General features: G+C 59.0%; 8 protein-coding genes and 1 tRNA gene. 3 read left to right on the plus strand and 6 right to left on the minus strand.

Features of this window, described 5'->3' with window-relative positions:
* Window positions 1-86: 86 nt before the first annotated feature.
* A complete protein-coding gene (locus ACP0GE_RS06670; RefSeq protein WP_424831206.1) occupies window positions 87-923 on the plus strand; it encodes an alkaline phosphatase family protein in 837 nt (278 codons plus the stop codon).
* Window positions 924-927: 4 nt separating this feature from the next.
* On the opposite strand, the gene ACP0GE_RS06675 is transcribed toward ACP0GE_RS06670, so the two are convergent.
* From ACP0GE_RS06675 to ACP0GE_RS06690, 4 genes are all read right to left on the minus strand, one after another.
* On the minus strand, window positions 928-1,851 hold the full coding sequence (locus ACP0GE_RS06675; protein ID WP_424831207.1) for an alpha/beta hydrolase: 924 nt from the start codon (window positions 1,849-1,851) through the stop codon (window positions 928-930).
* A 12-nt stretch (window positions 1,852-1,863) separates the two neighbouring features.
* Window positions 1,864-3,753 carry an acyl-CoA synthetase gene (locus ACP0GE_RS06680; RefSeq protein WP_424831208.1) on the minus strand — a complete coding sequence of 630 codons (1,890 nt, stop codon included), beginning with the start codon at window positions 3,751-3,753 and terminating at the stop codon, window positions 1,864-1,866.
* A gap of 157 nt (window positions 3,754-3,910) precedes the next feature.
* Window positions 3,911-5,719 (minus strand): ABC transporter transmembrane domain-containing protein, encoded by a 1,809-nt coding sequence (locus tag ACP0GE_RS06685; RefSeq protein ID WP_424831209.1) that lies wholly within the window; start codon window positions 5,717-5,719, stop codon window positions 3,911-3,913.
* Window positions 5,720-5,848: 129 nt separating this feature from the next.
* Window positions 5,849-5,922: transfer RNA gene (locus ACP0GE_RS06690), tRNA-Gly, on the minus strand.
* A gap of 367 nt (window positions 5,923-6,289) precedes the next feature.
* Between ACP0GE_RS06690 and ACP0GE_RS06695 the strand changes: the two genes are divergently transcribed.
* Window positions 6,290-8,179 carry a PhoX family protein gene (locus tag ACP0GE_RS06695; RefSeq protein ID WP_424831210.1) on the plus strand — a complete coding sequence of 630 codons (1,890 nt, stop codon included), beginning with the start codon at window positions 6,290-6,292 and terminating at the stop codon, window positions 8,177-8,179.
* Between the two features lie 57 nt (window positions 8,180-8,236).
* On the opposite strand, the gene ACP0GE_RS06700 is transcribed toward ACP0GE_RS06695, so the two are convergent.
* Together ACP0GE_RS06700 and ACP0GE_RS06705 are read right to left on the minus strand one after the other, a co-directional pair.
* Complete coding sequence (locus tag ACP0GE_RS06700; RefSeq protein WP_424831211.1) at window positions 8,237-8,800, minus strand: tetratricopeptide repeat protein; 564 nt, start codon at window positions 8,798-8,800, stop codon at window positions 8,237-8,239.
* A gap of 36 nt (window positions 8,801-8,836) precedes the next feature.
* Window positions 8,837-9,319 (minus strand): Lrp/AsnC family transcriptional regulator, encoded by a 483-nt coding sequence (locus ACP0GE_RS06705; RefSeq protein ID WP_424831212.1) that lies wholly within the window; start codon window positions 9,317-9,319, stop codon window positions 8,837-8,839.
* Between the two features lie 102 nt (window positions 9,320-9,421).
* Between ACP0GE_RS06705 and putA the strand changes: the two genes are divergently transcribed.
* Window positions 9,422-12,826: a bifunctional proline dehydrogenase/L-glutamate gamma-semialdehyde dehydrogenase PutA gene (gene putA / locus ACP0GE_RS06710; RefSeq protein WP_424831213.1), complete on the plus strand. Its 3,405-nt coding sequence runs from the start codon at window positions 9,422-9,424 to the stop codon at window positions 12,824-12,826.
* Window position 12,827: the final 1 nt, after the last annotated feature.

Raw genomic sequence — 12,827 nt, forward strand, 5'->3', positions numbered from 1 at the left:
ATTTTGCTATTGGGGGCGCGAACAGGCGGCTTGTGCGCATCGAATCCCGTAGGGTCGCCTGAAATACTCAAGAAAAGGGTCGGGATATGGACCGCAAACTGCTGCTTATCATCTTGGACGGCGTGCCATGGCGCAATTTTCGCCGCCTGTTTGGCAATCTGGAAGGTTGGGTCGACAGCGGAGAGGCGCGCGTTTGGAAACTGCGCGCCGTCCTGCCCTCGACCTCAGCGAGTTGTTATGCGTCGATCCATACCGGGGTGACGCCGCAGGAACATGGCTGCACCGGCAATGCCAATGTATTTCGGCTGGACCACAAGGATGTCTTCAGCCAAGTGCGCGAGGCTGGTGGCGTGACCGGCGCAGTGACACACAGTTATTGGTCGCAGTTCTTCAACCGTCATCCCTTCGACTATGTCCGCGACATCGAATATGACGAGCCCGACAGCGCGACCATCAACCATGGCCGGTTCCACAGCATGACCGGGTACGGCAAGTCCAACCAGATGACCCCGTCAGACGTGGACCTGTTCGCCACGCTGACCAACCTGTGTCTGCGCTTTGGGCTGGACTACGGTATCCTTCACACCTGCACGCTGGACAGTATGGGGCATAGGTTCCACCACGAATGCGAAGAAATGGACCACGCCTGTTTCGTGATGGATGAGATGCTGGCCCCCTTCATCCATCGCTGGCGGCAGCTGGGCTATGAGGTTATCGTGACCGCCGATCACGGGCAGGACGACCGCGGCCACCATGGCGGACGCAGCCCGATGCAGCAGGAAACGGCGCTGTACTACTTCGGGGATGCAGAGGGCCCGGATGCGGAAACCGTATTCGATCAGCTACAACTGGCGCCCACGATTCTGCATCGCATGGGTGCGCCAATTGCGGAAACGATGAAAGCCGAACCTTTCCTGAGGTAACGCGCTAATCGTAGGACCAGATTCCCTGCCCAAGCGCCTCAATCGCAACTGAAATGCGTTCGAAACTGTCTGCCGCCCGCTTAACCGATGATCGGGCGCGCAGATACCCGTGGATCATGCCCATTTCGTTGACACAATGCGCCACCCCACCCGCCGCAACAATCTTGTCGCAATAGGCTGGGCCGTCGTCCCGCAGCGGGTCGCAATCTGCTGTAAACACGACCGTAGGCGGCAGGTTCGAAAAATCGCCGTCCAGTAACGGCGCAAAGGTTGGGTCGTCTTGCGGAACGACACCTCCACATCGCATCTTTTCGTAAAACAGGCAGTCTTCCTGCGTCAGCATCGGCGCATGGGCGTGTTCCAGATAAGACCCTTTCGAGGGATCCCCTCCCAACCCGGGATAGATCAGCACCTGCCCAAGCACTATATCGAGACGTCCCCGCGCGTAGTGCGCGACCGAGGCGGCCAGATTTCCGCCCGCACTGTCCCCGGCCAAAACAATCGGGTCACCGAATTCCTCAACGACCCATTCCGTCGCGCTCCAGCTATCCTGAAACTGCGCCGGGTGAAGGTTTTCCGGGCACAAACGATAATCGACCGCCACAACCCGATACCCAGTCTGCGCACAAATCTCGGCGCAGATGTCATCGTGACTGTCCAGGCCACCAACAACAAAACCGCCACCGTGGAAATAAACGACCGAGCGTGTTGGATCTCCGGCGGTATAGACACGCACGGGAACGCCATTGGCGGACCTGTCTTCGGTCGCAACCCCCGATGGCCGCGCCTGGCGGAAAACGTCGCACATGGCGTTGTAAACCCGTCGTTGCTCAGCAATCGACAGATCAACAGCGTCGTCCGGATAGCTTTCGGCTGTGCGACGTATGAACGCCCAGGTTTCTTCGTCGATCAGGCGTTCATAGTCCATTGTTCCTCCGGCTTACTCTGACCACTCCCACGGCCGGGTGAATGACCCCAGCACGTTCGAGACATCGTCTTCGGAAGACCCATTCGCGTCAAGCTGCGCGACAAGCCCGCGTTTCTTGTCATCGACGACTGACACGACCCTTGCCGCAACTCCTGCGGTTTCCAGGGCACTGTTATAAACCCGCGTGATCGCCTGCTTGCGCAGGTCAGGTTTGAACACCTTGCCAACAGCGGTTTTCGGAAGTTCATCCAGAATGGTCATGTGCTTGGGCTGTGCGGCACGTTCATGTACGTGAACCTTGCAATATTCCATCAGTTTCTTCTCGGTGACCGAGGCCCCGTCGACCAGTTCGACAAAGGCACAGGGAACCTCGCCCGAATGCGCGTCGGGCTGACCAATGGCACCGGCAAAGGCAACCGCTTCATGCCCCAGCAGAGCTTCTTCAATCTCGGCCGGGTCAATGTTGTGGCCGCCCCGGATAATCAGATCCTTGGCACGACCTGTGATCCACAGATACCCGTCTTCGTCAAAACGGCCCAGATCGCCCGTGCGCAGGTACTTGTCAAAGTGATACAGGTTCTCGTTCTTCTCAGCCTCGGTATAGGTATTGCCCGCATAGACACCCGGGTTGGACACACAGATTTCACCGATTTCATTTGCTGCGCATTCCGTGGGTCCGTCTGGCCCATCCTGAAGGATTTTGACATCCGTGTAAGGGAACGGGATACCGATCGAGCCAACTTTCTTTTTACCATCCACCGGGTTGCAGGAAACCAGACACGTGGCCTCGGTCAGGCCATATCCTTCGACAATGTTCACGCCTGTCGCTTCTTCGAACCGGCGGAACAGTTCCAACGGCAATGGGGCTGACCCCGAAAATGCGGTTTTCACGCTTGAAATATCTGCATCTACCGGGCGCTGCATCTTGGCCGAGATCGCCGTTGGCACCGTGATGATAAACGATACTTTCCAACGTTCGATCAGCTTCCAGAAATTGTCGAACACGCCGTCACCGCGATAACCGGCAGGCGTTGGGAACACCACATGCGCGCCCGAGGATACGGCGGCCATCATGATCACATGCACGGCAAAAACATGGAACATGGGTAGCGGGCACATGATGACGGAATTTTCGTCGAACAGCAGCGTTGCGCCCAGCCAACCATTGTACACAAGGCCCGAGTATTTGTGCTGTGCCACTTTCGGCATTCCAGTCGTTCCGCCGGTGTGGAAATAGCAGGCAACCCGATCTTCCTTGCTGTCCTCAAACGTCAATGTGGCAGGATGCTTCGACAGCTCTTGGTTGAAGTTCTTATAGTCGGCATGAGCCAGTTTTTCCTTATCCCCCATTTTTGGGCGCAGCAACGGAACCAGCCAGGATTTGGGCGGTGTCAGATACCGGTTCAAATCGATCTCTAGGATCGTATGCACACCCGGCGCGTGGCGGACTGCTTCCTCGACCTTTTGCGCCACGTCCGTTTTGGGAAAGGATTTCAGAGTAACCACAACCTTGGCCTTGGTTTCGCGCAGGATCGAAGAAATCTGCTCCGGCTCTAGCAAAGGATTGATCGGATTGACGATTCCTGCGACCGCCCCACCCATCATGGTAACCAAAGTTTCGTTGCAGTTGGGCAGAACGTAAGCCACCACATCCTGCTCTCCAATCCCTAACGAGCGGAACAGGTTGGCCGCCTGATTAACCTTGCTTAGCAATTCGGACCACGTCAGCGTCTCGGCCTTGTCCGTTGGACCTGACAGCAATTGAAAGCTGATTGCCTTATGGTTTGGGAATTTGCCCGCCGTACGTGACAGCAGTTGGTGGAAGGTTACCGGAACGTCCCGATCCTCCCACGGCATTTCCTGTTCCATACGCGCCTTGTCTTCAACTCCCACAAAGGCCATGCGGCTCCTCCCCTGTTTTCTCCCATGTCGTGCACGGGCTTTTTCTGTTCCTCCAAGATGGAAGCAAAACCAAGCGCGTGCAAGCAGGGGCTTATCGGTAGGGTTCTGGAAAATGTAGAATGACGCCGCGGCGTTTTTCCCGTGCCGGTGCGTCAACTCATTCCGCAGCCACGCCGTCAGTGAACTGCAACCGTGCCAGGCGCGCATACAGCCCGTCCTGCGACACCAGATCGTCATGGGTGCCCTGTGCCACAATCCGACCGGCCTCCATCACCACGATCCGGTCCGCTTTCTTCACGGTCGCCAGCCTGTGCGCGACGATTAGGGTCGTCCGCCCGGCCCTCATCTGATCAACGGCGCCCTGAACCGCGCGCTCACTTTCGGCATCCAGGGCCGAGGTTGCTTCGTCCAGCAGCAAGACCGGAGCATCGCGCAGGATCGCACGGGCAATAGCGATGCGCTGCTTCTGACCACCCGAGAGCATCACACCGCGTTCGCCGACAAAGCTGTCATATCCTTCGGGCAGTGCCGCGATGAACTCATGCGCTGCCGCTGCGCGCGCGGCATCTTCGACCTCGGCGTCCGTGGCGTCCGGGCGTCCGAACCGGATGTTTTCACGAGCCGACGCCGCAAAAATCACCGGATCCTGTGGCACCAACGCCATGTTCTGCCGAAAGGTAGACCGGTCCAGGTCGCGCAAATTGATACCATCAAGGCTGACCTGCCCTGCATCCGGGTCATAGAACCGCTGGATCATCTGAATCACGGTCGTCTTGCCTGCGCCGGACGGCCCCACAAAGGCGACGGTCTCTCCGGGTTCGACGGTCAGAGACAGGTGGTCCAGCGCCACAACATCCGGCCGCGCGGGATAGCGGAACGTCACATCGTCAAACCGAATTTCGCCACGCACAGGTTGTGGCAACGCATCTGACTGCACCGGATCGGTGACTGTGTCTTCGGCATTCAGCAACTCGATCAGCCGTTCAGTCGCGCCAGCGGCGCGCTGAAGTTCGCTCCAGATCTCGGACAGGGCGGCAACCGAGCCTGCCATGATGATCGAATAGATTACGAACTGCACCAGCACACCTTCGGTCATCACACCGCTGCGGACGTCATTTGCGCCCATCCACAGGACACCGACGATACCGGAGAAGACCAGAAAGATGACGATCACGGTCAACACTGCCCGCGTCTGGATCCGGCGCAGGGACACCACGTATGAGGTCTCGGTCATATCGCCGAACTGCTTGCGACTGGCGTCTTCGTGCGTAAAGGCCTGCACGGTCTGAACCGCGCTCAGCGCCTCACCCGCATTGCCCGAGGACGCAGCGATCCAGTCCTGGTTTTCGCGGCTGATCACGCGCAGGCGGCGGCCCAGCACTAGAATCGGAACAATCACAACCGGTATCAGCAACAGAACCAAGCCGGTCAGCTTGGCCGAGGTCAGCAGCATCAGAACCAGCCCGCCGAAAAACATCAGCATGTTGCGCAGTGCGATCGAGACCGACGAGCCCAATACCGACTGGATAAGTGTTGTATCAGTCGTGATTCTGCTCAGAACCTCTCCGGTCATGATGCGTTCATAGAACTCGGGGCTCATACCGATGACGCGGTCAAACACGGCCTTTCTGATGTCGGCAACCACCCGTTCCCCCAACCGGGTCACCAGCGCGTAACGGATACCTGTGCCAACAGCCAGAACCGCCGCAATTCCGAGTGCCGCCAAAAAGTACCAGTCCAGCAGCTCTCCGTCCTTGATGCGGAAATTGTCGATCACTCGGCGCACAGCCAATGGCAGGGCCAGCGTCATGCTGGCTGTCAAAACAAGGGCCAGCGTCGCGCCGATCATCAACACCTTATACGGTTGCATAAAGGGCCACAGCGATGCCAGTACGCCCAGCTTCTTTGAGCTTTCTCGCTCTTCGCTGGCTCCTGGTGCTGCGGTGCTGGCGGGTCTTCTTGCCATATCGGGCCCTTGTGTACTGACACTTTCTAGGTCTCAGCTTCTTGGCCGCAGCGGCAACCGGGGTCAAGCGGCTGTACGCAAATTGCGTGGCCCGGCGGGCCATTTGACGCAGAAACATGTAGACAGAACTGGAGCGGGTAGACGGAATCGAACCGACATAGCCTGCTTGGAAGGCAGGGGCTTTACCATTAAGCTATACCCGCTCAGGTCTGGGCTGAGTATTCCATGCATCTGCGGGCGTCAAGAAGCGAAATCAAGCCGTCCCTGCTTTTCCGAGCCATCATCCGAAAAAGCGCCAGTGCATTGCGGCGTCTCAAATGTTCGATCGACTCAAGGGATTGATTCCAGCTCGGCGCGTCGTTCTTTTTGGGTTTCCCATGATAACCTGCCCCACCCGCCCAGAGAAACGCAGACGAAATGCCCCATTCTTAATCAGCTGCGCAGGCGGATCAGCATTAATCTGCCTTCAATTCTAATCTAAAAATAACTTTACCAATCCTGTTATTTTCCTGTCATGTGGGCGTTCTACTCCCTCGGGGCGAATCCAATATAGATAGCCAGGAGCCATCCATGAAAAACGTCGACCCCACCACCTTGTCCGCTGATGATTGGGACGAGTTGCATTTCCCTCGCCCCGCGGAAAACGACTTTGACCGCGTGGTGGAAAGCGCCATTTCCCGCCGTGGCTTCCTGGGCGGAGTGCTGGCCTTTGGCTCGGGCGCGGCGGCGATGGGCGCGGGCCTGATGGGCTCGACCTCGGCACATGCCGTTGAGGCTTCGCGCTTTGCCTTCACGCCGATCCCTGCCCAGACCGATGGGACCGTTCATGTGCCGGAAGGCTATGAGTGGAAAATGCTGATGCGCTGGGGTGATCCGCTGTTTTCCGAAGCCGATGGCTATGACCTGACCGATGGTGGCTCGGTTGAGAACTCAGACAAGATCTTTGGTGAGAACACTGACGGGATGGAGACCTTCTCGTTCCAGGGTCACGAACTGATCGCGATCAACCACGAGTATCCGAACCGCAAGATCAACCTGCCCGCCGCGCAGGAAGGTGTTCCGGCAAATGCCGACGAAGTCCGGAAGTTCCAGAACATCCAGGGCGTGACTGTGATGGAAATCAAGGAAGGCCCCGAGGGCTGGTCTGTCGTCAAAGACAGCCCCTACAACCGCCGCATCCACCACAACACCCCGATGAAAATCGTGGGCCCCGCAGCCGGTCATGACCTGCTGAAGACCGAGGCCGATCCGTCCGGCACCGCGTCTCTGGGAACTCTGAACAACTGCGGCTCGGGCAAGACGCCATGGGGCACCTATCTGACCTGTGAAGAGAACTTCAACGGCTACTTTGGTTCGACGGATGAAAACGCCAGCTATGACCAGAAGGTCGCGGATGGCATGAAGCGTTACGGTATCAAGTCCGAAAGCTGGAACCACTACGAGCTGTTCGATCCGCGCTTTGACACGTCGAAAAACCCGAACGAACCACATCGCGCGGGTTGGATCGTCGAAATCGACCCGACCAAGCCGGACAGCACCCCCGTCAAGCACACCGGTCTGGGCCGTTTCAAGCACGAGAATGCCGAGGTTGCGCTGGCGACGGATGGTCGTGTCGTGGTCTATATGGGTGACGACGAGCGTGGTGAGTACCTCTACAAGTTCGTCTCGAACGCGGCTTACGCGCCTGGCGTCGACACCGAGAACCTGTTGAACGACGGCACCCTTTTCGTTGCCAGGTTCAACGATGACATGACCGGCGAATGGCTGCCTCTGACACCAGAAACCACCGGCATGGACGCAGCCGAAATCCTGATCTTCACTCGTATGGCTGCATCGGCTGCGGGCGGCACCACCATGGACCGTCCGGAATGGGTGGCCTCCAGTCCTGTTGCGGTCGAGGCTTATTGCTGTTTGACGAACAACAAGAACCGTGGTGTGAAGCCAAATGCAGGTGGTGATGACACATCGGTCAACGGTCCCAACCCGCGCGAGGCAAATAAGTATGGCCAGATCGTGCGTTGGCGCCCGGCAAATGACGATCACGCCACCGAAAGCTTTGATTGGGATCTGTATGTCATGGCAGGCAATCCAGTCGTACATTCGGATGACCGCGCCGGGTCGCCGAATGTGAACGAAGGCAATCTGTTCAACTCGCCCGACGGTATGGCCATCGATTCGACCGGACTGGTCTGGATCCAGACGGACGGGAACGACGACAACGAAGAAGACTTTGCCGGCAATGGCAACAACCAGATGCTGGTTGGCGACCCGATCACTGGTGAAATCGCCCGCTTCATGACCGGCCCGAACGGTTGTGAGGTCACCGGACTGGCGTGGTCGACCGATCTGCGCACCATGTTCGTTGGCATCCAGCACCCGGGCAGCAACTGGCCGGATGGTGGCACTCCGCGCTCTTCGGTCATCGCGATCAAGCGGGCCGACAACGGGTTGATTGGCTGACCGCACTGACAAACTCAAAAGCCATCGGGGCGAGTGTTCCGGTGGCTTTCTTTGTTGTCAGATATCCTTTCCGGGCGGGTCCAGCGCCCCGCCCGGTTCCAACAAGGCGCGTTCAGCCAGCCATGGGTTCAATTGCAAAGCGTGTTTCAGGGCGGCCCGTGCTTCATCAATACGCTCCAACCCCAACAGGGACAGCGCCCGCCCGCTGAGCGCGCCAATATGGGTCGGCGACAGGTCGATTGCGGCATCAAGGTCATTCAGCGCTGCTGCATAGTCTTTCCTGAGGTAGCTCGCAAAAGCCCGCTGATTATATCCTTCGGCATAATCCGGGCAGTAGTCGACGAGCGCATTCAAGATGCTGTAAGCCCCCGCCAAATCACCGATCTGAATCAAACCCATTCCCTGATCCAGCAAAGCCTGCGCTCTCACGTCAGGAGCGTCCGTCCACAGTTCCCACATCTGATTAGAAATGACGCGGGCATCGGCCTGTGATGCCGCGCCCTGCACCTGCGCAATCAGCGCGTCGATATCCGCGCTATGATCCAAAGCATCAGGGCAGGTTTCTGCCTGGCCAGCAAAAGGCAGCGCCGATAATGTCAGGGCAATAACGACTCGTTTCATACGCCAATGATGGCGCAGAACCGTTTTGCGTCAACTTCAGCTCTCAAGCGCGCCCAGAAGGCCGGTTTCCTTGACCGCCTCCATCGCCACAAAAGTCGATGTGTTCGCAACATGCGGCAAGGCTGAAACCTTCTCGGCCAGAACGGCCCGGTACTCTGACATCGATCCCGTCCTCACCTTGAGCAGATAGTCGAAATTCGATGCAATCATATGGGCTTGCTCGATCTCGGGTATACGGCGCACTGCGGTGTTGAATTCTCCCAGCGCCTTCTCTCGCGTGTCGGATAGGCGAACTTCGACAAAGGCGACATGGTCAAGACCCAGCCGGATCGGGTCCAGCATCGCCCGATAACCGGTGATGACGCCCTCAGCCTCAAGCCGCTTCAGCCGCGCCTGTGTCGGTGATTTCGACAACCCGATCCGCCGCGCCAGATCCGCAACGGATATCCGGCCGTCTTCGGCCAGAATCGTCAAAAGGGCCCGGTCGAACCGGTCCAGCCCGGGAAAGTCTTTTTGCATCGATCTTCCATCATTTTTCAGATCATTAGACCATATGATACGGAAATTCGAGCGATTGTCCCGAAAATTCACATGTATACTGCTCGAAATTCCGGAGGACACATGTCTCATACCTTGCGCACCCTTATCGACACACGAACCTATGCTGATCAATCCGCCATTTTGGATGATCTGATCGCTCAGGCGAGCCTGGAACCCGCCGACCTTCAGGTCATTTGCGCTGCGGCGACGCAGTTGGTGCGCGACATTCGGTCCAGCACATCACCGGGACTGATGGAGGTGTTTCTGGCCGAATATGGCTTGTCCACCGACGAAGGCGTCGCCCTGATGTGTCTGGCCGAGGCACTGTTGCGCGTACCAGATGCAGACACCATCGACGCGCTGATCGAGGACAAAATCGCACCCTCGGATTGGGGCAAGCATTTGGGGCGGTCCTCGTCGTCTCTGGTCAATGCCTCAACCTGGGCACTGATGTTGACCGGGCGGGTTTTGGATGAAGACAAGCCCTCGCCCGTTGGTGCCCTTCGCGGGGCGATCAAACGGCTGGGAGAACCGGTGATCCGTACCGCCGTGGGACGTGCAATGAAAGAAATGGGCCGTCAGTTCGTACTGGGAGAAACCATTCATTCCGCCATGTCCCGCGCTAAAGGGATGGAAGATAAGGGCTATACCTATTCCTACGACATGCTGGGCGAAGCTGCGCGAACCGAGGCCGATGCAGCCCGTTACCATCTGTCCTATTCCCGCGCCATTGCAGCGATTGCCGAGGCCTGCATCCACGACGACATCCGCGCCAACCCGGGCATCTCGGTAAAACTCTCGGCCTTGCATCCGCGCTATGAACTGGCACAGGAACAGCGCGTGATGGAGGAGCTGGTCCCCCGCCTGCGCGCCCTGGCCCTATTGGCCAAAGCCGCCGGTATGGGGCTGAATGTCGATGCGGAAGAGGCGGACCGCCTGTCGCTGTCGCTACAGGTCATCGAGGCGGTCATGGCCGAGCCTGCGTTGGCGGGATGGGACGGTTTCGGCATCGTGGTGCAAGCGTATGGGCCGCGCGCGGGCTTGGTTCTGGATACGCTTTATGACATGGCTCAACGCCACGATCGCAAGCTGATGGTCCGGCTGGTCAAGGGCGCCTATTGGGATACCGAGATCAAGCGCGCTCAGGTCGAAGGGGTCGATGGATTTCCGGTCTTCACCCAAAAAGCGGCAACGGATGTGTCTTACATCGCCAATGCCCGCAAGCTGCTGGCAATGACGGACCGTATCTATCCGCAATTCGCCACCCACAACGCGCATACGGTCAGCGCCATCCTGCACATGGCCGAAGGTCAGCCGTTCGAGTTCCAGCGACTGCACGGTATGGGCGAGACCCTGCACCAGATCGTCAAAGACCAGCAGAACACCCGTTGCCGCATCTACGCCCCCGTTGGCGCGCATCGTGATCTGCTGGCCTATCTGGTACGACGGCTGCTGGAAAACGGGGCGAACTCGTCCTTCGTGAACCAGATCGTGGATGAGGATGTCGCCCCGGAAGAGGTTGCGGCTGACCCGTTCGAAACGGTCAAAAGCCCGGCAAAGCCGTTGCCGACAGGACCCGAACTCTTCGCCCCGGAACGCAGGAACTCGATGGGTTTCGATCTGCATCACACTCCGACGCTGGACCGGATTGAAACCGCCCGCGAGGCGTTTCGCACGCATCGCTGGCACGCGAAACCTCTATTGGCGGAAACCGCCAAGCCCGAGGCCGAGCAGCCGGTCATCAATCCGGCCCGACCCCAGGATCACCCCGGTTCGGTTGCCGGTGCGAGCGCTGAGGATGTGGAAATGGCCCTGGCCACCGCCAACCCGTGGCAAGCCACACCGGAAGAACGCGCGCGTGTTCTGAACGTGGCGGCGGATTTGTATGAGGCGCATTTTGGTGAGCTGTTCGCCCTGTTGGCCCGCGAGGCAGGAAAATCGCTGCCCGACGCGGTGGCCGAACTGCGGGAAGCGGTTGATTTCCTGCGCTATTACGCAGCCAATATCCCGGACGGCGCAAAGCCCGCCGGGGTCTTTACCTGCATCAGCCCTTGGAACTTCCCTCTGGCAATCTTCACGGGTCAAATCTCGGCCGCATTGGCGACCGGTAACGCGGTACTCGCCAAGCCCGCGCCGCAAACGCCGCTGATCGCATACCGTGCGGTGCAACTGTTGCACGAGGCCGGGGTGCCCCGAGACACGCTGCAACTTCTGCCTGGCGGGCCAGCCGTTGGGGCGGCGCTGACGTCGGATCCGCGCGTGTGCGGCGTGGCCTTTACCGGATCAACCGCCACTGCGTTGAAAATCCGCGCTGCAATGGCGGATAATCTTCGCCCGGGCACGCCGTTGATTGCGGAAACCGGCGGCCTGAACGCGATGATCGTGGACAGTACCGCCCTTCCCGAACAGGCCGTTCAATCGATCATGGAAAGCGCCTTTCAATCCGCCGGGCAACGCTGTTCGGCCCTGCGATGCCTTTATGTACAGGAAGACATCGCCGATGATGTCCTGACCATGCTCAAAGGCGCGATGGATGCGTTTCAGGTTGGCGATCCATGGCTGATCTCGACCGATTGCGGGCCGGTGATCGATGAACAGGCGCGTCAAGGCATTGCGGATCATGTCGCGCAAGCGCGTGTCAGCGGGCGGGTGCTTAGGGAACTAGCCCTTCCCCCCGAAGGAATCGTTGTCGCCCCCACTCTGATCGAAATTCCCGGTATTGCCGCGTTGGAGCGGGAGATATTTGGCCCGGTGCTGCATGTCGCACGCTTCAAAGCGCAGGAAATCGACAAGGTCATCGCCGACATCAACGCGACTGGCTATGGGCTGACCTTTGGTTTGCACACACGGATCGATGATCGCGTGCAGCACGTGACCGAAGCGATCCATGCGGGCAATATTTACGTTAACCGCAACCAGATCGGCGCGATTGTTGGCTCACAACCCTTCGGCGGTGAAGGCCTGTCCGGCACGGGGCCCAAGGCGGGCGGCCCGAACTACATGGCGCGGTTCTGTGCGCCGGATCGGCAGACAACCTCTGGCCGGTGGGATACCGCAATGGCGTCCATTCCGGCCCCACAAGGCAAACCTGCCGAGGTCCTGACTCAGTCCCTGCCCGGCCCGACCGGTGAGTCAAACCGGTTGAGCGAACTCCCCCGCCCGCCGCTATTGTGCATGGGACCGGGCAAGGATGCCGCGCAAGCGCAGGCCGATGCGGTTCGGGCCTTGGGCGGCACTGCCATACAAGCAACAGGCGATCTGGATCTGCACCGGCTTGAAAACCTAGGCAACGTCTCCGGCGTTCTGTGGTGGGGCAACGAAGAGACCGCGCGCGAGATCGAACAACACCTTGCCCGGCGCAACGGCCCGATCCTACCGCTGATTCCCGGCAAGCCGGACCGCGCTCGGGTCTTGGGTGAACGTCACGTTTGCGTCGATACCACCGCCGCTGGCGGCAATGCCGCCCTTTTGGGAGGTGCGGCATAAC

The organism is Ruegeria sp., assembly GCF_965243365.1.
Lineage (GTDB): Bacteria > Pseudomonadota > Alphaproteobacteria > Rhodobacterales > Rhodobacteraceae > Ruegeria.